Genomic DNA, 22731 nt, shown 5'->3' on the forward strand with positions numbered 1-22731 from the left:
AACATAAACCCCGTTTTGCGGGTGCAAACATACACACCTTTTTCTAATCCACAACACTTTTTCTAAACTATTTTTTATCCTTTTTACAAACCCCTGATTATACATTGGTTACAAATAAAAAAAGGATAGTGATTGAAATGACATCCTTATATCGCTTCAACATATGGCGATATAAGATATAATGAAAAGCACGGTCGGGACACTTTATTGCCCCGAATCCCCAATAAATCAAAGCAAACAACTTATATATGAGAATTAAAGCATTAAATATATACTATATTATTGTATGGATTTTATTATCGTATTATCTTTGCAGCTTTAATTTATAAAAAGATGATCAAGATTACGTTACCCGATGGGTCGGTTAGAGAATACAATAGTGGTATTACTGCTATGGATGTTGCCAAAGATATTAGTGAAGGTTTTGCGAGAAATGTGATTTCTGCAAAGTTTAACAATACAATTATCGAAACAGCTACCGAATTGACCACGGATGGTAATCTTGTTTTATATACATGGAGAGATGAAGAAGGTAAGACAGCTTTTAGACATTCTAGCTCTCACGTTTTAGCACAGGCTTTGGAACAGCTTTATCCGGGGGTTAAATTATCTATTGGACCGGCTATTGAAAATGGCTTCTATTATGATGTAGATCTTGGAGATCAAACCATTTCTGAAAAAGATTTCAAAAAAATCGAAGACAAAATGCTCGAAATTGCTAGAGGAAAACATGATTTCAAGATGAAACCTGTTTCAAAAGCAGATGCCTTAGCGAAATATAAAGAAGAAGGAAACGAATACAAAGTAGAGCTGATTGAAAATCTTGAGGACGGTACTATAACTTTCTGCGATCATGATACTTTTACTGATTTATGTCGCGGAGGACACATTCCTAATACCGGTATTATTAAAGCTGTAAAAATAATGAGTGTAGCCGGAGCTTATTGGCGCGGAGATGAAAATAACAAACAGCTTACTCGGGTTTATGGAACTTCTTTTCCAAAACAAAAAGAATTAAAAGAATATTTAGAGCTTCTTGAAGAAGCAAAAAAGCGGGACCATCGTAAATTAGGAAAAGAGCTTGGGCTTTTTACATTTTCGCAACGCGTGGGTCAAGGATTACCTTTATGGCTTCCAAAAGGAGCTGCATTACGTGAACGTTTGGAACAATTTCTTAAAAAAGCTCAGAAAAAAGCCGGTTATGAGATGGTTGTTTCTCCTCACATAGGACAAAAAGAGCTATATGTCACTTCGGGTCACTATGCAAAATATGGAGAAGACAGTTTTCAACCTATTAATACACCTGCAGAGGGTGAAGAATTTTTGTTAAAACCGATGAACTGTCCGCACCATTGTGAGATTTACAATAGTCAACCTTGGTCGTATAGAGATCTACCAATACGTTATGCTGAGTTTGGAACTGTTTATAGATATGAACAAAGCGGAGAATTACATGGACTGACTCGTGTAAGAGGATTTACACAAGATGACGCTCATATTTTTTGTACTCCTGATCAATTAGATGAAGAATTCAAAAAAGTAATTGATCTTGTTTTATATGTTTTTGGATCTTTAGGTTTTGAAAATTTTACGGCACAAGTATCACTGCGTGACCCTGAAAATCCTGATAAATATATTGGTGAAGATGAAAATTGGAAAAAAGCTGAGAGTGCCATTTTGAATGCCACCAAAGAAAAAGGACTGAATTATGTGGTAGAAACTGGAGAAGCTGCTTTTTATGGACCTAAGCTTGACTTCATGGTCAAAGATGCTTTGGGAAGAAGCTGGCAATTGGGAACGATACAAGTAGACTACAATCTACCTGAACGTTTTGATCTCACTTATAAAGGAAGTGATAATGAACTGCATCGTCCGGTAATGATACACAGAGCACCTTTTGGAAGTATGGAAAGATTTATTGCCATCTTATTAGAACATACCGGAGGAAACTTCCCACTATGGCTAATGCCAGAGCAAGCTATTGTACTCTCTATCAGTGAGAAATATGAAAAATACGCTGAAAAAGTTTTAAATTTGTTAGAAAATAACGAAATTCGCGCCCTTGCGGATCATAGAAACGAAACGATAGGTAAAAAGATAAGAGAAGCAGAAATGAATAAATTTCCTTATATTATCATCGTAGGGGAACAAGAAGAAAAAGACAATACTATTTCTGTTCGTAAACATGGTGGAGAAGATTTGGGAGCAATACCTATTGAAGAATTTTCAAAGATCATCAAGGAAGAAATTACTAAAACTCTTAAGCCGTTTAACGGATAACATAATATAGAAAATTAAGTTTAATTTAAATTTTTAAGTCATAGCAATAAGAAGAAGAAGGTCTCAAAAGCCAGCACGAATAATTAAAGAAGATGCTCACAGAATCAACCAAAAAATTAGAGTTGATGAAGTGCGTCTTGTAGGTGACAACGTTGAAGTAGGAGTTTATCCTACTCGAAAAGCGTTAGAAATTGCTGAAGAACAAGGATTAGACCTTGTTGAAATTTCACCTAAAGCAGTACCTCCTGTTTGTAAAGTAATGGATTATAAAAAATTCCTTTACGAACAGAAAAAAAGAGACAAAGCTTTAAAAGCAAAAGCTACTAAAGTTGTTATCAAAGAAATTAGATTCGGGCCCAACACCGATGAGCATGATTATGAATTTAAGAAAAAACATGCGATTAAATTCTTGAGCGAAGGAGCTAAATTGAAAGCTTATGTTTTCTTTAAAGGGCGTTCTATTATATACAAAGATCAAGGACAAATCTTACTTTTAAGATTGGCACAAGAATTAGAAGAATACGGTAAAGTAGAACAAATGCCAAAGCTTGAAGGAAAGAGAATGATTATGTTTATTGCTCCTAAAAAATAAAAACAAACTTTCTTTATACCAGAAAGTGTAACGATAATAAGTGAGATTATAAAAACAAGGATACAATGCCTAAAATGAAAACAAAATCCAGTGCCAAAAAGCGTTTTAAGCTTACCGGAACTGGTAAAATCAAAAGAAAGCACGCTTTTAAGAGTCACATTTTGACAAAAAAATCTAAAAAGCGTAAGCTGGCTTTGACGCACGCAACATTAGTGCACAAAAGCGATGAAAATAGTATCAAAGAACAATTACGCCTTAAGTAATCATTTTTTTTGATATAGGTTAAAATTATTATAAACCCAGGAGTTAGGCTTATAAAGAGTCAATTATCGACCGCCTACTACTAAAAAATTTAAAATTATGCCAAGATCAGTAAATTCTGTTGCAAAAAGAGCTAGAAGAAAAAAGGTTCTTAAGCAAGCAAAAGGTTACTTTGGACGTCGTAAAAACGTTTGGACAGTAGCAAAAAATGCGGTTGATAAAGCGATGCAATATTCGTATAGAGACCGTAGAAACAAGAAGAGAACTTTCCGTGCTTTATGGATCACTCGTATCAATGCAGGTGCTCGTTTACACGGTATGTCTTATTCTCAATTCATGGGAAAAGTTAAAGCTAATAATATCGAATTAAACCGTAAGGTTCTTGCAGATTTAGCTATGAACAACCCAGAAGCTTTTAAAGCTATTGTAGAAAAAGTAAAGTAATCTTTTAATAAAACAATACAATCTCACTTATATAAAAATCCCGCTTATAAAAGCGGGATTTTTTTTATTACAAATCATCAAAATTTACACTTTATCGATAAAAAGAGTTTTTAATCTATAAAAAACATGGAAAAATATTATTTTTTAGTTACCTTGTAAAAAACCCCCAAAATATGAGAAAACACTACACTTTACTTACTTTAGTTTTGTTATTAATAAGTCAAGTATCATTTGCTCAAGATCACAGTAACCATTCTGATAATACTTTGGGTGCCGACCAAGTTTTTGGTCTTTTAGAAATGCCTTTTCTAGCGATCGCCCTTATTTTTAGCTTTTTGACAGCCAAACGCCTCAAGGGTGGAAAATTTGGATCTGGCATGACCCTTCTAGCCTGGGGATTTGTTGTCATGGCGCTTGGTCACCTTCACATGCAAATTGCGCATATTTTTGATTATAATATTTTTAAAAAATTATTTGGGGATACATTGGGCAATTACGTATGGTTTGTTGCTTTAATTCTTACATGGGGCTTATCTGCATTAGGCTTTTACAAAATTTATAAAGCCAGTAAAATATAGCACTAGATAGATGATATTTCAATGGTTTAAAAGAATATTACATCTAAAAAAAGCCGCCGCCCCAGAGAATCACGGAAAACAAGAAATTGTTGACCTCATTGATTTTTTGTGGAAACAAATAAAAATGCCCTCTAATAACAACTCTTTGCAAACAAAAGTTAAAGCATTTAGAGAGTTGTCTGCAGCAAAAAAAATAGCTTCGCTACCTCAAATTTATCTATCTATAGAACAACACATTATAGAACAAGAAAAAGGAGATCGACAGGCTATAGCATCGATTAGACACACTATTTTCAATGAATTTGATTCCCTCTTAAAACATAAGAGTTTCAAATTAATTTTTGCCCCTTTAAAGGAACAAGAATTAACGTTGTGTAAAGTATTCCTTTCTGAAGTATTAGAAAAATCATCGGAGCTCGTTGGCAAGTTCAATGAACCCAGAATAATACAAATAAAAAAACACCTTGAGACAGACTATGATTTCCTAACCATAGACCTAATACGGGAAAGAAAAAAACTTCTAGAGTTTTCTAATGAAATTTTTCTAAAAATAAAGAATACTTTAGGTATAAATGCTATCACAAATATTTACCTGGTAATCTATAAAAAGCATTTTGAATCTTATCACTTATTAGATTCCTTTACAGCAATACTTAATGTAATTCCGGAAGAAATACTTGCCAAAGATCTTATAAACTTTCCTAGTAAGCAGCAAATGCTAAAAATGTTACAAAAGCAACTTTTAAGTCTAGAAGAGATCAATGAAAGATTGACCGAAGAAATTATAGAAAGAACAAAGGTTGAAGAAGAACTAAAATATAGCGAACATCTTAATACCACCATATTAGAAACAGCAATGGATGGTGTTATATTGGTCAATAGCCAAGGCATTGTCTTAAATTGGAATAAACAGGCAGAAAATATATTAGAACTAAAAAGAGAAGAAACCATAGGGAAGAGTATTTATTCTCTGGTTCCATATAAATTAAGACAGGAACTGCAACGAAGCTTTAACAACTATATTCAAACTGGAAGTGATGAATTAATTAATAAACGTGTAGAGACTTCGGTAAATAGAAAAAATGGAACAGTAGTCTATGTAGAACTCACCATTATTGCCATTGAGACTAAAGATGACTACCTATTCAATGCCTTCTTCAGAGATATTACTAATAAAAAAATAATTGATAACGAAATTAGGGAAGCAAAAGTATTAGCAGAAAAATCTGCTAAAGCGAAATCGGTATTCTTATCAAACATGAGTCATGAAATTAGAACCCCTCTTAACGTTATTCTTGGACTTACCGGTATTCTGCAAAAAAGTGATTTTACCAACCTACAAGTAGACAAAAAAAACCTTGATGGAATTCAGTTCTCTGCCGAGAATCTGCTAGTGCTCATTAATGACATTCTTGATTTTTCTAAAATCGAAGCTGGTAAACTTTCCTTACATAATACAGATTTTAACCTTCAAGAATTGATAATAAATATCTCTAGAGGTTTTAAAATCAAGGCCGACGAAAAAGGATTGGATTATAAAATGATTATCGATCCATTACTTCCCAAATTTATTATTGGAGACCAACTTAGATTAAATCAAATTCTAATCAACCTTCTTGGTAACGCTATAAAATTTACTCACAAGGGAGAAATTACAATTCATATAAAGCCCGAGAAACTGGAAGAACAACATATCACTATTAACTTCTCTGTTCAGGATACAGGAGTTGGCATTCCAAAAGATAAGCTAAATACTATTTTTGAAAGTTTCTACCAAGTCCATAAACCAGGGAAAAATAAGATTGAAGGAACGGGTCTTGGGCTTTCAATTTCTAAACAACTTATAGAATTACAGGGAGGAGAACTTAATGCACAAAGTGAACCAGGAAAGGGTTCTACCTTTGAGTTTTCTATTAAATATCACAAAAGCAACTTCATCTCTACAAACCTTATCAACGAAGGCAAAACGACATCCAAAAACACTCACAATCTTTCTGGGATGAAAGTACTTGTCGTAGAGGACAACAAAATGAATCAATTTTTTATTAAACAATTATTATCGAATTGGGAAATTGATACTGATGTTGCCGAAAATGGAAAAATCGCTCTTAAGAAAATAGAGAACTCAATGTATGATTTAATACTTATGGATATGCATATGCCAGTAATGGATGGACCAGAAACTGCAGCAATAATACGACAATCCAATAATCCTTACATAAGCCAAATACCAATAGTTGCATGTTCTGCAGATGTGTTTCCTGAATCAAAGAAAAAAGCGACCAAATCTGGAATGAACTTTTATCTTACAAAACCATTGAGTGAAAAGGCTTTAGAAGAAATTCTATTCAGTTTAAAACCAAATAACAATCAAAAGGATATAGATTTTAATAAAGTATCAGAAAATGTAAAAAATGCAATACCTCCTTCAAAAAGAATATGTGATTTGTCTTTTTTGAAGGAAACTTTTGATAATGATCGTGAAGTCATTAAAAGCGTTTTACAAATATTTACAGAAGACACCCCTATAGATTATGAAAAACTAAAACTATGTATAAAAAATCAAGAGTTTTTGACTACAAAAGAAACAGCTCATAAATTGAAATCCAGTTTTAAAACTATAGGTCTGAACAATGAAGCTTCGATTTTACAAGAAATTGAAAATGCTTCAAGAGATGAAATAGATTTTACACAAATTGAAAAACTATTTCAGAAATTAGAACAATCCTTTCCAAAAATCTTGATAGAAGTAGCCCAACATATTAGAGATCTAAATTCTTAAAATACCATAAAAAACAAATTATTTCCTCCCTTCGATTCTTATATTTGCTTTTATGCAAAATCAAATAAAAAGCTTACAAAATCCAAAAATCAAGTTCCTAAACCAGCTTAAAGATAAATCTCGCGTTCGTAAAAAAGAAAAATCCTTTGTTATAGAGGGGCAACGAGAGATTGGGCTGGCTATAAAAGGAGGATATAGCATTACTCAACTATATTATTGCCCGTCTATTATTTCTTTTGAACAAGTAACTGAACTTATTAAGCTTATTTCACAAGACATTGAGTATTTTGAAATTACTCAGGAGATTTATCAAAAATTGGCTTACAGAACAACAACAGAAGGCATAATAGCCATTGCTATTTCAAAGGATCTCAGTATTGAAAATTTCAACTTGGCTACAAAAAACCCATTAATTCTTGTAGCCGAAGCTCCTGAAAAACCTGGTAATATAGGTGCACTTTTGCGCACTGCAGATGCCGCCCAATTGGATGCAGTTTTTATAGCAAATCCCAAAACCGACATTTATAATCCTAATATTATTAGATCAAGTGTTGGATGTTTATTTACCAATAATGTCGCTATAGGGTCTTCTATAGATATTATTAAATTCCTGCAACTACATAAAATCAATATTTATGGAGCAGCTTTACAGGCTTCAGTAAATTATCATACTCAAAATTATAATAAACCCACTGCAATTGTCGTTGGCACCGAAGCAACAGGCTTAAGTAAAGATTTCCTTGACAACACTACTCAAAACATAAAAATCCCCATGAGTGGCGTTATAGACTCGATGAATGTTTCGGTAGCAGCAGGTATTTTAATTTTTGAAGCCAAACGCCAACGTAACTTTATTGGTTAAAAGATTGATTATTTGCACAATTTATAAATGAAAAATTATTACCTTACCGCTTCCCGCAAATCTAAGAACCTTAAAATACTACTAATCGCTATAAACTAATGACCCCAAATTCCCTATTTTATTTATTAATTGCTATTATAATTATTGTTTTTATAATAGACTCCCTATTAGACATTCTTAATGCAATGCATTATGATGATGCTATCCCAGAAGAATTATCCGATGTATATCCAGAAGAGGAATACCGAAAATCTATAGCCTATAAAAAGGCTAACTATAAATTTAAACTGGTTTCTTCAAGCATTTCATTATGTATTATGCTTCTGTTTTTCTTTTTTGATGGGTTTGCAGTGATCGATGGTGTGGCAAGGAGTTTTTCGGATAATTCAATTGTAGTTGGCTTACTATTTTTTGGAATTATAATGATCGGAAGCGATATTTTATCTACTCCTACTGCGTACTATAGAATTTTTGTAATCGAAGAAAAGTTTGGTTTCAACAAAATGTCAAAAAAGACATTTTTCATCGACAAAATAAAAAGTATTATCATGATGATTATTGTAGGTGGTGGACTTTTGGCTCTCATTCTTTGGTTTTATGAATTAACCGGAAAGTCTTTTTGGATATATGCACTTGGATTGGTTACAGTATTCACTGTAGCGATGAATATGTTTTATGCCAAATTGATTGTTCCTGTTTTTAATAAACAAACCCCACTAGAGCCTGGTGAACTAAGAGACACCATAGAAGCGTATTCAAAAAAAGTTGGATTTCAATTAAAAGATATTTTTGTCATCGATGGTTCTAAACGAAGTACTAAAGCCAACGCGTACTTTTCTGGCTTAGGTAGTGAAAAAAGAATCACACTATATGACACTTTAATAAAAGATCTTAATAATGAAGAAATTGTTGCTGTACTTGCTCATGAAGTAGGACATTATAAAAAAAGACACGTAATTGTAAATCTAATTTTATCTGTTGCCCTTACAGGGCTTACACTTTGGTTTTTATCTCTTTTTATAGCAAATCCTTTGTTATCGGCGGCGCTTAATGTTGAAATTCCTTCTTTTCATATTGGACTCATAACTTTTGGAATACTTTACAGTCCAATTTCTGAAATAACTGGATTGATTATGAATATTGTTTCGAGGACTTTCGAATATCAGGCAGATAACTATGCAAAGAACACTTATAACCGTGAAGCTTTGATAAGTAGTCTAAAAAAGCTATCTAAAAACAATTTCAGCAACCTAACACCACACCCTGCTATGGTTTTTATACACTACTCTCACCCTACTTTGCTACAAAGAATAAAAAACCTTAAGGAGTAAAATCCATCATACAAGTACTTGGTGGTTCCAATTCTTAATTGTACTTTTAATATTAATTGTATAAAATTATGTGGCTTATTGTCAGCTTTCATTAAGGGCATAATTTTTGACACAATATCTTTTAAACGGGGAACATAAATACACACAAATTATAAATAGGGCTTTCATAGAAAACTTTATGTTATGACAGAAGCTGCTATCGAAGAAGAAAATAAACAGATTGCAAAGCAATACAAAGAATTGCTTCGCATTAGTTATAGAAATCTTTCTAAAGAAGACAAAGCACTTATACGTCAGGCTTTTGATGTTGCTGTAGATGCTCACAAAGACCAACGACGTAAAAGTGGTGAAGCTTATATTTTTCATCCTATTGCTGTTGCCAAAATTGTTGCAAGTGAGATCGGACTAGATGCCACGTCTATTGCTGCAGCACTACTTCACGATGTAGTTGAAGATACAGAATATACCCTGGTAGATATTGAGCAAATGTTTGGAGAGACCGTAGCACGCATAGTCGATGGTCTTACAAAAATTTCTTCGCTAAAAAAGGATAAAGACATATCCTTACAAGCCGAAAATTTCAGAAAAATGTTACTCACGCTTAATGATGATGTACGTGTAATCATTATTAAGATAGCCGATCGTTTGCACAATATGCAAACCATGGATGCTATGCGTCCCGACAAGCAGGTAAAAATTGCTTCAGAGACTTTATACATCTATGCCCCACTGGCTCACAGAATCGGATTATATAATATTAAAACAGAACTTGAAGACCTTGGATTAAAATATACCGAACCAGAGGTATATAAGGATATTCTGGAAAAAATAAAAGAAAGTAAAGAAGAGCAAGATGCTTATATCAAAAGGTTTTCAGATAAAATAAGAGAAGGGCTAGACAAAGAAGGATTAAATTATGAAATAAAAGGAAGACCTAAATCTATATTTTCTATACGTCGCAAAATGGTAAAACAAAATGTATCATTTGACGAAGTATATGACAAATTTGCCATTAGAATTATCTACAAATCTGATTTTGAAAATGAAAAATTTATAGCCTGGAAAATATATACTGTTGTTACTGATTATTATCGCCCTAACCCAATAAGACTAAGAGATTGGATATCTCAACCCAAATCAACTGGTTATGAAGCATTACACATAACGGTTATTGGTCCGGATAGCAGATGGGTCGAGGTACAAATTCGCAGTGAACGAATGCATGAAATAGCCGAAAAAGGATATGCAGCGCATTATAAATATAAAAATACCGAAGAAAAGCAAGATCAGGGATTAGATGGTTGGTTAAACAGATTACAAGAAGCTCTTGAAAACTCTGAAGCCAATGCAGTTGATTTTGTTGAAGAGTTTAAGCTAAATCTTTATGCCAAAGAAATATTTGTTTTTACTCCGGAAGGAGATTTGAAATCGCTTCCGAAAGGTGCTACCGCTCTTGATTTTGGTTTTAGTGTTCATACCGAGATAGGTCTTAAAACACGCGGAACCAGGGTAAATGGCAAACTAGTTCCTTTGAGTCATGAGCTCAAAAGTGGTGACCAGGTAGAAATAATCACCTCTACCAAATCAAAACCTTCATCGAGTTGGTTGGATTATGCAACTACTGCCAGAGCACGATCAAGAATTAAATCGGCACTCAGAGATGAGAAAAAACAAATTGCAGAAGAAGGAAAAGTTATTCTAAAACGAAAACTACGCTCGCAAAAAATTACCATGAGCGAAAAAGTGGTTAACGAACTTGTTTTATACTTTAAATTAAAAACAAGTCTAGATCTTTTTTATCGTGTAGGTATTGGCACAATAGACAATCAAAAGATCAAAGAGTTTGCCACAACACGTAGCAATGTCTTTATGAATTTTATAAAAAATAGAATTCGTAGAGGTAATATCAAAGATGTAAATAAAGAAGAGATCACATCAAAATATGATCTGCTGGTTTTTGGTAAAGAATCAGAAAAACTTGAATACAAATTATCAAATTGTTGTAACCCAATACCAGGAGATGATGTTTTTGGTTTTATCACAGTAAATGAAGGAATCAAAGTTCACAAAAACGATTGCCCAAATGCTTTACAGTTACAAAGTAATTATGCCTACAGGATCATACCAGCAAAATGGATAGATTCAAGCCAAGAAGAATTTAAAGCGGTAATTAGACTTAATGGTATCGATAATATTGGAGTCGTAAATGAAGTAACGCAAATCATTTCCAACAATATGCACCTTGCTATCTATAATATGAATTTTGACACCAATGATGGCGTGTTTACAGGAAAAATTACAGTAGGTGTAAAAAATAAAAATACCCTAAAAACGGTAATGAAAAATCTTTCGAAAATAAGTGGTATAGATAAAGTAGTTAGAGAATAAAAAATAATGTAACTTTGCGTTTTTAAACGTATGAGTACTAAAGCAACTTCAGAAAACGATCAAACTATAGTCAAGAATGTGTTTACCAGTTTCTTAGAAGAAAATGGGCATAGAAAAACACCCGAACGATACGCTATACTTCAAGAAATTTATGAAAGTGATGAACATTTTGATATAGAATCACTCTATATCAAAATGAAAAATAAAAATTATCGTGTTAGCCGTGCCACTTTATATAATACTATTGAACTTCTATTAGAATGTAAATTGGTACGTAAACATCAGTTTGGGCAAAATCAAGCTCAATACGAAAAATCCTATTTTGATAGACAACATGACCACCTTATTCTTACTGATACAGGTGATGTGCTAGAGTTTTGTGACCCTAGAATTCAATCAATAAAAAAGACAATAGAAGAAATTTTTGATGTAGATATTACAAACCACTCGTTGTATTTCTACGGAACTAAAAAGAAATCAACTAATCAAGACAAATAATGGCTGTAAACTTATTACTTGGTCTTCAATGGGGGGACGAAGGTAAAGGAAAAATTGTAGACGTTCTTACAAAAGATTATAATATAATTGCTAGATTCCAAGGTGGACCAAATGCAGGACACACATTAGAATTTGACGGAATAAAGCATGTACTCCATACCATCCCTAGTGGTATTTTTCATGACAAAGCCATTAATCTGGTAGGAAATGGAGTAGTTATCGACCCTGTAATCTTCAAAAAAGAATTAGATAACCTCAATAAGTTTAATCTGGATTATAAATCAAAATTACTGATTTCTAGAAAAGCACACCTTATCTTACCAACTCATAGGATTCTAGATGCCGCTTCTGAGGCATCTAAAGGAAAAGCAAAGATCGGTTCTACTTTGAAAGGAATTGGTCCTACATACATGGACAAAACAGGTAGAAATGGTATTCGCGTTGGAGATCTTGAGCTTAGTGACTGGAAAGAACGCTATCGTGCCTTGGCAAATAAACATGAGGCTATGATCGATTTTTATGATGCCAAAATTGAGTATGACTTAAAGGAACTCGAAAATGAATTCTTTAAAGCTGTTGAAACTCTAAAAACCCTAACTTTTATTGATAGTGAAGAATATCTTCACCAAGCGCAAAAAGAAGGAAAGACTATTCTAGCTGAAGGAGCTCAAGGCTCACTGTTGGATATAGATTTTGGAACCTATCCATTTGTAACCTCATCAAACACAACTGCGGCGGGTGCTTGTACAGGGCTTGGCATTGCCCCTAATAAAATAAAAGATGTTTTTGGAATTTTTAAGGCGTATACCACAAGAGTTGGTAGTGGCCCTTTTCCAACTGAGCTATTTGATAAAGATGGAGAAACAATGGCAAAAGTTGGCCATGAATTTGGTGCTACCACTGGACGTCCAAGACGATGTGGCTGGCTTGACCTTGTCGCTCTAAAATATGCCGTACATGTAAATGGTGTAACAAAACTAATGATGATGAAAGGTGATGTTTTAAGTGGATTTGAAAAACTTAAAGTATGTACCGCCTACAAATACAAGGGAGAAACAATAACTCACTTACCCTATAATATTGAGCCAGAAAATGTGACCCCAATATATACAGAAATGAAAGGTTGGTCCGAGGATTTGACAAAAATGACTGATGCTTCAGAGCTTCCAAAAGAACTGAACGATTATATTGACTTTCTGGAAAAAGAGCTGGAAACACCAATTACGATCGTTTCAGTAGGTCCTGATAGGAAACAAACGATCCATAGATAAAACAAAATTCGATAACAAAAAAGCTACCTAAAACGGTAGCTTTTTTGTTTTATTGCTAATTCGATACTATAATACTACTATTTTCAGTAGATTTTGTTTCTATAATTCTTTCTAATTTTCTTATGATATTAGGTTTACGACCATGATAATCTTTAAACGATATCAATTGTCTAAAACCATAAATATCATCATCACCCTTTCCTCCTTCTCGATTGCTTGCAAAATATCCTATTTTATTTTCTTCATTAATAATAAAAGTAAAGTCATCCTCAGGGCTATTAATTGGTTCTCCCAAATTGTAAATTTCAGTTTCTCCACCTTCATCTGGCATGGCCACAAAAATATCAAGGCCTCCAAATCCTAAATGACCATCACTCGCAAAAAACAACTTCCCCTTGTCACTGACGTAAGGAAAAGTTTCTCTCCCATCGGTATTAATTTGATTTCCTAAATTTTGAGGAGTTCCAAAACTTCCATCCTTATAAATTCTCACAAAATATAAATCGGATTTACCTAAGCTTCCAGGCATATCACTTGCAAAATACAAATAACGGCCATCTGGTGACAATGTTGGATGAGCTACAGAATACTCATCACTACAAAAAGGCAATTCTTTAATATTTACCCATTTTTCTTCTTTATATTTTGCTTGGTAAATCTTCAATAAGACACTTCCTTCAGTATTGGTTTTAGACTTTTTATTAGAATAGTTGTTTCTAGTGAAGTATACCGTTTTTCCGTCTGCAGTAAAAACTGGAGAAGACTCATGAAACTTTGAATTAATTTTTCCTTTTAATTTCTTTATCCTCTGTTTATCTGCTTCTTTTGAAGCTGTATACAAATCCAGAAAAGGTTGATTACTAAAGGCATCAAAAGATTTGGAAACTCGATTTACGTCTCGTGAAGATGAAAACACCAATTTTTCCTGACAAAAACTAGGTGCATAATCAGAATATTTCGAATTGATATTTAAAATATTTAGAACAAAATTTTCTGACTTCTTTTCTTTTGATGTAAGAGAATCCAGCAATATACTGTACTCGCTGTTCACATTTAAAGTCCCAGAATAATTATTGTAATGATTTCCCTGCACACTCATGTTTTCTGCTTCGACATCTGCAAAAGCATAATCAATAAATGCTACATCTAATCTTTCTAACTGCTTTGATTGAGAAAATACTGTACCCCAAATAAAGAAAAAAAACAGTCCCCAAAGGTTTTTTTTCAAAAACATGTATTATTATTTTGATGATTGTGTTACAACTCTATATTTCTTTTAAATACATATAATATCCCCTTAATAGAGCCAATAGAAATGGATCTAAAACATATGTTTAAATAAAAAAGAAAAGAATTATCAATACCATCCCCATAGTATTGATTTAAGTTTTGTTGTTAACGTATTGCAATTTACTGATACTTAAAGACATAAAATGTTAAAAAATAAAAAAAATTATCACCACTATATTCATACCTAAGAAAAGATAGTTTATAAGACGTCTAGACTGTAATAAATAAGCCTTGCAACGTTAAATCTTTATCAGCGTATTTATTGTTAAAAGTCAGTAATTTTTATTTTAAGCACACCTCTACAATCATTAGATACAATTTTCGTTATTTTGCATACAAATTTTAGATGTCTTGAAGAATACACTTTTCAATATAATTTTAGTTATCTCTCTTCTCTTACCCCTGGTAAGCATGGCTCAAGAAGGAAAACAGATTAAAGTACAGTCTGATCGTACTATCAAAGATCAAAATAGATTTCCCGGGGCCACTATTCTCGCCAAAGTAGACAAGCAAGTGTATATGCAACACGAAGGTGTTGAAATTTGGTGTGACCAAGCCGTACATTATAGTGAAGACAAATTTGTAAAAGCGTTAGGAAATGTAATTATAAAACAGGGAGATACACTTACGATGACTAGTAAGTATGCAGAATATAATGGCAATACCAAATTTGCTTATGCTAGTGATGATGTATTTATGGAAACCCCTTCAAACACATTACGAACTGATACTTTGTTTTTTGACCGATTAAGACAGCAAGCCTACTACCGAAGCGGAGGAACTGTAAAAGACTCCTCAAATACATTAACAAGTAAAATTGGTCGTTATTTTATGGATAGAAAACAATATTCATTTAATACTGCTGTAAAAATTGTTAACCCAGAAAACACAGTAGATTCAGATCGACTAGACTATTATACAGAAAATGGCCATGCTTTTCTTTATGGTCCCTCTACTGTAAAAGGAAAAGAAAGCACGCTATATTGTGAAAGAGGGTTCTATGATACCAATGTCAAAACAGGTTATGCCATAAAAAATGCCAGAATAGACTATGACAATCGCACTGTTTTTGGAGATAGTATTTTTTATAATAGTGCTATTCAATTTGCATCGGCAACAAATAACATAAGGGTATTGGATACAGCAAATAATTCTGTAATAACCGGGCATTATGCAGAGGTCTTTAAAGACAAAGACTCTGTTTTTATTACCAAAAGAGCATTGGCCGCTACTCTACAGGAGAATGACTCGATATACATTCATAGTGATACACTTATGGTTACCGGAAAGCCTGAACATCGAATAATGCGTGGATTTTATGATGTAAGGATTTTTAAAAGTAATATGAGTGGTAAAAGTGATTCTATCAATGTAGATCAAACCACCGGATATACCAAAATGATTGGTAGACCTATTATCTGGTCGCAAAGAAATCAAATGACAGGGGATACCATAAAGATAATTTCTGACACAGAAACAGAAAAACTAGACTCACTTGTAGTCTATCAAAATGCTTTTCTTGCTCAAGAAGACACTTTGAAAGCGGGCTATAACCAAGTCAAAGGGCAAACCCTATATGGATTATTTAAAGATAATGAGATTTATCAGGTAGATATCGACAAAAACACAGAAACTATATTTTATCAACGCGAAAGTGAAGGAGAGCTAAAACTTATTGGAATAAACAAAGTGCTTTCTAGTTCGATTCGGCTTCTTTTAACTAATCAAGAAATAGATGATGTTTATTATTATCAAAATGTTGATGGCACTTTGTATAGGGAAATTGATTTACCCGAAAATGCCAGAGAATTATCAGGTTTCAATTGGAGAGGAGAAGAAAGAATAAACAGCAAAGCAGATCTCTTTAGAGGAGAAACCCCTCCTAAACTTATTAAAATTAAAGGAATCCCTCTACCAAAAGATGAAGCAGATTTCTTTGATGAAGAAACCTTAAAACGTATAGAAGACAACAAATCTGAAGGCTCTCGTATGCTAGAACAGGAGCTTAAAGATGCAGAACTCAAAGAGACTAATGAAGAACTTGATTCTATAGAAATCAAGAACACAATAAAAGAAGAGACAGATCCCAAAGATCAAAAGAATCAAAAAAAGACCTCTTCTATTGATCTCGATCTCACGCGTACCGCTCGACAAAGAGATAGTATAACGGTTACTACGCTTAAATATTCAAAAGAAAAAATAGACAGCACAAAAAGCTTGTCAGACAATTAACTGAAACATCAAGATAGTTTCTAAATATATCTATTAATCATTTTATAGTCTATACCGCAAATCTTGAAAAAGGATTTCTTTAAATATCAAGCACAAACAACTCCGCATCCATTGGCAATGGAAATTTCTCATGCTGAAGGTAGTTACATTTATGCGACTGATGGGAAAAGGCATCTTGATTTTGTAGCTGGGGTATCAGCTTGTAGTCTGGGGCATAGACATCCAAGAGTAGTAAATGCCATTAAAAAGCAGCTAGATCAATATATGCACGTCATGGTGTATGGAGAGTACATTCAACAACCTGCTGTAGAATTAACAAAACTTTTGGCTACTCATCTACCCCACCCTCTTGAAAAAACCTATTTAACAAATTCTGGCACCGAAGCTATTGAAGGCTCACTCAAATTAGCTAGAAGAATAACCGGAAGAAGCGAGATTATTGCAGCAAAATTGGCATATCATGGAAATACAATGGGTTCTATGAGTGTAATGGGGTTCGAAGAAAGAAAACAGGCTTTTAGGCCATTGATACCCGATATACATTTTGTATCCTTTAATGATGAAAATGATCTAGAAAAAATCACAGATAAAACAGCGGCAATAATTTTAGAAACTATACAAGGTGGTGCCGGATTTATTGAGCCAAAAAATGATTACCTGAAAAAAGTCCGAAAACGCTGCGATCAAGTAGGAGCGATATTGATTTTGGATGAAATTCAGCCCGGTTTTGGGAGAACTGGTAAATTATTTGGATTTCAAAATTATGATATTATTCCAGATATTATTGCCATGGGAAAAGGAATGGGTGGAGGCCTTCCTATTGGAGCTTTTACCGCATCTGCCAAAATGATGGATCAACTTCAGGATCATCCAAAATTAGGACATATAACCACCTTTGGTGGCAACCCTATAATAGCATCTGCCGCTTTGGCAACATTACAAGAACTTACCGAAAGTGACGTAATGGCAGCAACCCTAGAAAAAGAAAAATTATTAAGATCTCTCTTAATTCATCCATTAATTAAAGAAATAAGAGGTTTGGGTCTCATGCTAGCTATCATCACAGATTCTCCCGAAATTGCCAATCAAATCATTTTAAAATGTCAAGAAAAAGGGCTTATATTATTTTGGTTATTATTTGAGCCCAGAGCAGTAAGAATCACTCCTCCCCTTACTATAACCACCGAAGAAATTAAAGAAGGATGTGAAATTATTCTTGACACCTTGGACAAAATTCATTCCAACAAAACCATAACCTAACTAGGTTATTTAAGTAAAAAATCATATATTTAAGATATTATCCTTTCTTTTCACAAATCCAAAAACATAGTATCGCTTACACCAAAATCAAGACGCTATTCATTATTTATATAATGGTACATATTTTGTTAATTAGTTTGTTAAAAACAATTGATTCATGAAGTTCAAATGATTGATTTCATTTGTAATTTTAATACTGAGGAAATCAATAATGCAAAAATAAATGAAGTATTGGAGTATATATAGTTCTTTCTTGTTGGGGAAAACAGAAAGAGTGTCTGCATCACTTTTTGATTTATTGAGCATATTTAATCAACGTGTATGAAATTTAACCACGAAGAAGAAAATAATTTCTCAATTACTCGATACGAGTCTATGCTGAGATCTAATGATGTGAAATTTTTTGATTCAGATGAGTTTGAATCCATAATTCATCATTATTTGGAAAACGGTAAGATCGCAAAAGCGAAAAAAGCTATTTCTCTTGGACTTTCACAACACCCATCTTCTGTAAACCTTAAGCTATTACAAGTTGAAGTTTTAGTATTTGAAGATCGATTAGAAAAAGCAGATGATCTTTTGGCGCAATTACATGCGATAGAACCCGAAAATGAAGAAATCTATATCCAGAAAGCCAATATTCTTTCAAAACAGAATGATCACTTCAAAGCGATTGAGCTTTTAAGTATGGCCCTAGAATACACCAATGATGAGGCCGATGTATATTCCCTAATCGGAATGGAATATCTCTTTATGGATGATTTTGAAAATGCCAAAATCAACTTTATGCGCTGTCTCGAGACAGATGATCAAGATTACTCTGCTCTCTATAATATAATTTATTGTTTCGATTTCTTAGAGCAACATGAAGAGGCGATCGAATACCTTAACATGTTCCTGAATAAAAATCCATATTGCGAAGTTGCCTGGCATCAGGTAGGAAAACAATATTTTGATCTTAAAGAGTATGAAAAAGCATTAGCCGCTTTTGATTTTGCTATTATAAGTGATGAATATTTTATTGGAGCCTATCTTGAAAAAGGGAAAGTGCTGGAAAAATTAAAACGATACAATGAAGCAATCGAAAACTATAGAATCACATTAGAACTTGATGATCCTACTTCTTTTGCTTTACTTCGAATAGGAAAATGCTTTGAAAAATTAGGTAATGACGACCTTGCTATTCAGCACTATTCAAAAACCGTGCATGAAGATCCTTTATTGGATAAAGGTTGGATAGCTATCACCGATTTTTATATGCGCAAACGTAACTATCAAAAAGCTTTGTATTATACTAACAAGGCAATTAATATTGATGGTGAAAATGTGCTTTACTGGAAAAGATATGCCAAAATAAATAATAAACTTGCTTTTTTTGAAGAAGCAGAAAGGGGATATCGCAAAGCATTAGAACTAGGCAATTATGAGTTAGAGACATGGTTGAATCGTGCCGATATACTTCGATTTCTTGGCGAAACTGATGCAGCAATACAAAACCTTTATCAGGCTATCGAATTTTATCCTGAAAATGCCGAAGTACAATATCGACTAGCTGGTTTACATTACGAAAAGCAAGAATATGACAAAGGTGAACATCATATCAGAAAAGCGCTTGAATTGGATTATGAGTATCATATAGTACTTGAAGAACTATATGAAAAAGTGTTTAATTTAACCTTAGTTAAAGACATCATTTCGGAATACAAAGCATAACAAAAAAGACATTTTTTTTCTGTAATGTTTAATAACAAAAATGCATACATTTGTTTTGACTAAAAATTGTTAAAACAATTAAAGATGCGAAGAAGTCTTAAGGACTACCTACTTATTTCGTTGAAAGGACTTGCCATGGGAGCAGCAGATGTTGTTCCAGGAGTTTCTGGAGGAACCATAGCCTTTATATCGGGAATTTATGAAGAATTAATCGAAACCATCAATAAATTAGATTTAGGTTTCTTTTCAAAATGGAAAAAAGACGGTTTTTTAAGCTCATGGAAAGCATACAACCTACCATTTTTGTCCACACTCTTTTTGGGAATAGCCATAAGTATATTGTCTCTGGCAAAAGCCATAAAATGGTTACTTCATAATGAGCCACTACTATTATGGGCCTTCTTTTTTGGATTAGTATTAGCTAGTATATTTTATATAGGAAAGCAAATTACAGTCTGGAGACCTAAAGTATTTATAGGAGTTATCGTGGCAGCAGTACTTTCGTATTTTATAACTATTGCAGAACCTCTTGCTTCTCCTGATAGTAATTGGTACCTTTTGTTTTGTGGCTTTATTGCTATTATTGCGATGATACTTCCTGGTGTATCCGGTGCTTTTATCCTGCTAATTTTAGGAGCCTATCAAACATTTATTGATATTCTAAATCAGCTAAGAGAAGGACTAGTTAATATGAATTTTGAACTTCTATCACAAGCTTTTTTAAAAATATGTATTATTGGCATCGGAGCTATTACCGGGTTAAAACTATTTTCCAAGGCGCTAAACTGGATGTTTAAAAACCATAAAAACATGACTTTGGCTATTCTTACTGGGTTTATGATCGGGTCACTTAACAAATTATGGCCCTGGAAAGAAGTCATGTCCTGGAGAACAAATTCTGAAGGATTACAAGTTCCGTTCATCGAAAAAAGTATCTTACCTAATCATTTTGATGGAGATCCAAAGATTATTTGGGTACTACTTTTTATAACCGTAGGTTTTCTATTAATTCTACTCCTAGAAAGACTTGCAATAAAAAAAGCTAACTAACCTATGATGCAGCAAAGTACCCGAACGTTTACCGATAAGCTATTTTTGGTTATTAAGGGTCTTGCTATGGGTGCCGCAAATAAAGTACCTGGAGTTTCTGGAGGTGTAGTTGCATTTGTAGCGGGTTTTTATGAAGAATTCATATATTCTTTGCAGAAAGTAAATTTCAAAGCCTTTAAACTTTTTATTAACTTCAGATTCAAAAGTTTTTGGAGATATATCAACGGTAGGTTTCTTGGTCTACTCATTTTAGGAATGCTCATTAGCTATTTCAGCGTATCAAAAATCCTGGACTATCTCATTATTCATTATGAATTGTATGTATGGGCGGCATTTTTTGGAATGATCATAGGGTCTATATACTATATCGTCAAGGATTTTGACGACTGGAGCCGTAGAAATATATGTTTTATTATTATAAGCACCTTGGTAGGTATTAGTATAAGTCTTCTAGATCCAGCCAAAGAAAATGACCATCTATTATTTGTTTTTGTTTGTGGAATTATAGGTGTATCGGGCATGACATTACCGGGGTTATCGGGTTCTTTTATTTTAATACTAATGGGTAATTATGTTTTACTACTAGTAGACTCTGTCAACGCACTCTATGACACAATAGCTGATCTAATACGTTGGGATTTTTCTTTTACCGAAAATGCGCAAAGAATTCGACTACTACAAGTTCTTGTTGTTTTTAGTCTTGGATCTCTTACGGGCTTGGTAACTTTGTCACATTTTTTAGGCTATGTATTAAAACGGTACAAAACCGCAACATTTGCTTCAATTATTGGGTTTATAACAGGTTCTCTAGGCGTTGTTTGGCCCTGGAAACATAAAATATACAAAACCGATAGCCAAGGAAATACGCTTATCGATGCATTAGGAGATCCCATATTGGATAATTATGATCGTTATTTTCCCGATTTTACCCTGTTAGAGACTTATATTGGAATTTTATTTGTCTTGGTGGGTATTGGAATCGTTTTATGGCTAGAATGGTATGGCCAACAAACACTCAAATCTTCAAAATGAAAGACATCTACGGTTTACTAGGCAGAAACATCGGTTACTCTTTTTCTAAAGGTTATTTTACTGAAAAGTTTGAAAAAGAAAGCCTTAATTGTGAGTATAACAATTTTGACCTCATTGATATCTCAGAACTAAAAGAAATAATTGAAAATCCCAGTGTAAAAGGGTTAAATGTAACGATACCTTACAAAGAAGAGGTCGTTTCTTATCTGGATAAACTAGACCCTATAGCCAAAGAAATTGGAGCTGTTAATGTCATAAAATTTGAAAAAAACCAAAAACTTACAGGATACAATAGTGATTATTATGGCTTTACAGAATCCCTCACTCCTCTTCTTAATCCAAAGATTAAAAAAGCATTGATTTTAGGCACCGGCGGAGCTTCAAAAGCAATTGCATTTGCGCTAGATCGATTAGATATAAGTCACACTTTTGTTTCAAGAAATCCCGATTTCAATGAACTAAGCTATAAAGATCTTGATGAAGACATTATCAAATCGTACAAATTAATTGTGAATTGCACGCCTTTGGGAACACATCCTAATGTAGATGATTGTCCGGATATTCCTTACGAACATATTACCGAAAATCATGTATTATACGATTTGATTTATAATCCGGCTCAAACCTCTTTCATGAAAAAAGGTTTACAACAAGGTGCAAAAGCCTCTAACGGCCTGCAAATGTTAATTTTACAAGCCGAAAAATCCTGGGAAATCTGGAATAAGTAATGTTTATGCAGGTTTTGTCATAAAATTCCTACCTTATTACATATCTACAGACTCTTAAAACCCCTCAATAACTTTGAGGTTTTCTAATATGTTAGTATCTTAGTCATAGATTAAGCTCAGACAAACAAAAACGTTCACA

At 33.3% G+C, this 22731-nt stretch carries 18 protein-coding genes; 17 read left to right on the forward strand and 1 reads right to left on the reverse strand.

The genetic code is table 11. The features are described from left to right. Positions 1 to 333: 333 nt before the first annotated feature. The 11 genes from thrS (at position 334) to U6A24_RS02970 (ending at position 13287) form a co-directional block, all read left to right on the forward strand. Positions 334 to 2280 (forward strand): threonine--tRNA ligase, encoded by a 1947-nt coding sequence (gene thrS, locus U6A24_RS02920; protein WP_324178447.1) that lies wholly within the window; start codon positions 334 to 336, stop codon positions 2278 to 2280. 82 nt (positions 2281 to 2362) lie between these two features. Further along, positions 2363 to 2872, forward strand: coding sequence for a translation initiation factor IF-3 (gene infC / locus U6A24_RS02925; protein WP_324179006.1), 510 nt, complete (start codon positions 2363 to 2365; stop codon positions 2870 to 2872). A 65-nt stretch (positions 2873 to 2937) separates the two neighbouring features. Then, entirely contained in the window at positions 2938 to 3135 is a 198-nt protein-coding gene (gene rpmI / locus U6A24_RS02930; RefSeq protein ID WP_024771193.1) for a 50S ribosomal protein L35, read from the forward strand. Positions 3136 to 3232: 97 nt separating this feature from the next. Next, the gene (rplT, locus tag U6A24_RS02935; protein ID WP_073320319.1) at positions 3233 to 3577 is read left to right on the forward strand and encodes a 50S ribosomal protein L20; all 345 of its coding nucleotides are present in this window, start codon (positions 3233 to 3235) and stop codon (positions 3575 to 3577) included. Between the two features lie 173 nt (positions 3578 to 3750). Continuing rightward, positions 3751 to 4155: a hypothetical protein gene (locus U6A24_RS02940; RefSeq protein WP_324178448.1), complete on the forward strand. Its 405-nt coding sequence runs from the start codon at positions 3751 to 3753 to the stop codon at positions 4153 to 4155. 10 nt (positions 4156 to 4165) lie between these two features. Then, positions 4166 to 6937 carry a hybrid sensor histidine kinase/response regulator gene (locus tag U6A24_RS02945; protein ID WP_324178449.1) on the forward strand — a complete coding sequence of 924 codons (2772 nt, stop codon included), beginning with the start codon at positions 4166 to 4168 and terminating at the stop codon, positions 6935 to 6937. A gap of 52 nt (positions 6938 to 6989) precedes the next feature. After that, positions 6990 to 7799, forward strand: coding sequence for a TrmH family RNA methyltransferase (locus U6A24_RS02950; RefSeq protein WP_324178450.1), 810 nt, complete (start codon positions 6990 to 6992; stop codon positions 7797 to 7799). Between the two features lie 98 nt (positions 7800 to 7897). Beyond that, on the forward strand, positions 7898 to 9130 hold the full coding sequence (locus U6A24_RS02955) for a M48 family metallopeptidase (protein ID WP_324178451.1): 1233 nt from the start codon (positions 7898 to 7900) through the stop codon (positions 9128 to 9130). 183 nt (positions 9131 to 9313) lie between these two features. Further along, positions 9314 to 11518, forward strand: a complete 2205-nt coding sequence (locus tag U6A24_RS02960; protein ID WP_324178452.1) for a RelA/SpoT family protein — start codon at positions 9314 to 9316, stop codon at positions 11516 to 11518. Between the two features lie 30 nt (positions 11519 to 11548). After that, complete coding sequence (locus tag U6A24_RS02965) at positions 11549 to 12016, forward strand: Fur family transcriptional regulator (protein WP_324178453.1); 468 nt, start codon at positions 11549 to 11551, stop codon at positions 12014 to 12016. Then, positions 12016 to 13287, forward strand: coding sequence for an adenylosuccinate synthase (locus tag U6A24_RS02970; RefSeq protein ID WP_324178454.1), 1272 nt, complete (start codon positions 12016 to 12018; stop codon positions 13285 to 13287). The genes U6A24_RS02965 and U6A24_RS02970 overlap by 1 nt, the downstream gene beginning before the upstream one ends. Positions 13288 to 13342: 55 nt before the next feature. Here the strand turns inward: U6A24_RS02970 and U6A24_RS02975 are convergent, their stop codons facing one another. Beyond that, positions 13343 to 14521: a TolB family protein gene (locus U6A24_RS02975; protein ID WP_324178455.1), complete on the reverse strand. Its 1179-nt coding sequence runs from the start codon at positions 14519 to 14521 to the stop codon at positions 13343 to 13345. 467 nt (positions 14522 to 14988) lie between these two features. Here U6A24_RS02975 and U6A24_RS02980 point away from each other — a divergent pair, with 467 nt between their 5' ends. From U6A24_RS02980 to U6A24_RS03005, 6 genes are all read left to right on the forward strand, one after another. Then, positions 14989 to 16809, forward strand: coding sequence for an OstA-like protein (locus U6A24_RS02980; RefSeq protein ID WP_407654007.1), 1821 nt, complete (start codon positions 14989 to 14991; stop codon positions 16807 to 16809). Positions 16810 to 16872: 63 nt separating this feature from the next. After that, on the forward strand, positions 16873 to 18069 hold the full coding sequence (locus U6A24_RS02985) for an aspartate aminotransferase family protein (RefSeq protein ID WP_324178457.1): 1197 nt from the start codon (positions 16873 to 16875) through the stop codon (positions 18067 to 18069). A gap of 321 nt (positions 18070 to 18390) precedes the next feature. Further along, complete coding sequence (locus U6A24_RS02990; RefSeq protein ID WP_324178458.1) at positions 18391 to 19782, forward strand: tetratricopeptide repeat protein; 1392 nt, start codon at positions 18391 to 18393, stop codon at positions 19780 to 19782. An 84-nt stretch (positions 19783 to 19866) separates the two neighbouring features. After that, positions 19867 to 20832, forward strand: coding sequence for a DUF368 domain-containing protein (locus U6A24_RS02995; protein ID WP_324178459.1), 966 nt, complete (start codon positions 19867 to 19869; stop codon positions 20830 to 20832). A gap of 6 nt (positions 20833 to 20838) precedes the next feature. After that, complete coding sequence (locus U6A24_RS03000) at positions 20839 to 21864, forward strand: DUF368 domain-containing protein (protein WP_324179007.1); 1026 nt, start codon at positions 20839 to 20841, stop codon at positions 21862 to 21864. Beyond that, positions 21861 to 22592 carry a shikimate dehydrogenase family protein gene (locus tag U6A24_RS03005; RefSeq protein ID WP_324178460.1) on the forward strand — a complete coding sequence of 244 codons (732 nt, stop codon included), beginning with the start codon at positions 21861 to 21863 and terminating at the stop codon, positions 22590 to 22592. The genes U6A24_RS03000 and U6A24_RS03005 overlap by 4 nt, the downstream gene beginning before the upstream one ends. Positions 22593 to 22731: the final 139 nt, after the last annotated feature.

It is taken from the genome of Aquimarina gracilis, assembly GCF_035285365.1.
GTDB lineage: Bacteria > Bacteroidota > Bacteroidia > Flavobacteriales > Flavobacteriaceae > Aquimarina > Aquimarina gracilis.

Bases quoted from the DNA above. Each gene is read 5' to 3' on its own strand.
- thrS (WP_324178447.1), top strand. From the start codon at position 334: ATGATCAAGATTACGTTACCCGATGGGTCGGTTAGAGAATACAATAGT.
- rpmI (WP_024771193.1), top strand. From the start codon at position 2,938: ATGCCTAAAATGAAAACAAAATCCAGTGCCAAAAAGCGTTTTAAGCTT.
- rplT (WP_073320319.1), top strand. From the start codon at position 3,233: ATGCCAAGATCAGTAAATTCTGTTGCAAAAAGAGCTAGAAGAAAAAAG.
- U6A24_RS02940 (WP_324178448.1), top strand. From the start codon at position 3,751: ATGAGAAAACACTACACTTTACTTACTTTAGTTTTGTTATTAATAAGT.
- U6A24_RS02945 (WP_324178449.1), top strand. From the start codon at position 4,166: ATGATATTTCAATGGTTTAAAAGAATATTACATCTAAAAAAAGCCGCC.
- U6A24_RS02950 (WP_324178450.1), top strand. From the start codon at position 6,990: ATGCAAAATCAAATAAAAAGCTTACAAAATCCAAAAATCAAGTTCCTA.
- U6A24_RS02955 (WP_324178451.1), top strand. From the start codon at position 7,898: ATGACCCCAAATTCCCTATTTTATTTATTAATTGCTATTATAATTATT.
- U6A24_RS02960 (WP_324178452.1), top strand. From the start codon at position 9,314: ATGACAGAAGCTGCTATCGAAGAAGAAAATAAACAGATTGCAAAGCAA.
- U6A24_RS02965 (WP_324178453.1), top strand. From the start codon at position 11,549: ATGAGTACTAAAGCAACTTCAGAAAACGATCAAACTATAGTCAAGAAT.
- U6A24_RS02970 (WP_324178454.1), top strand. From the start codon at position 12,016: ATGGCTGTAAACTTATTACTTGGTCTTCAATGGGGGGACGAAGGTAAA.
- U6A24_RS02975 (WP_324178455.1), bottom strand. From the start codon at position 14,521: ATGTTTTTGAAAAAAAACCTTTGGGGACTGTTTTTTTTCTTTATTTGG.
- U6A24_RS02980 (WP_407654007.1), top strand. From the start codon at position 14,989: ATGGCTCAAGAAGGAAAACAGATTAAAGTACAGTCTGATCGTACTATC.
- U6A24_RS02990 (WP_324178458.1), top strand. From the start codon at position 18,391: ATGAAATTTAACCACGAAGAAGAAAATAATTTCTCAATTACTCGATAC.
- U6A24_RS02995 (WP_324178459.1), top strand. From the start codon at position 19,867: ATGCGAAGAAGTCTTAAGGACTACCTACTTATTTCGTTGAAAGGACTT.
- U6A24_RS03000 (WP_324179007.1), top strand. From the start codon at position 20,839: ATGCAGCAAAGTACCCGAACGTTTACCGATAAGCTATTTTTGGTTATT.
- U6A24_RS03005 (WP_324178460.1), top strand. From the start codon at position 21,861: ATGAAAGACATCTACGGTTTACTAGGCAGAAACATCGGTTACTCTTTT.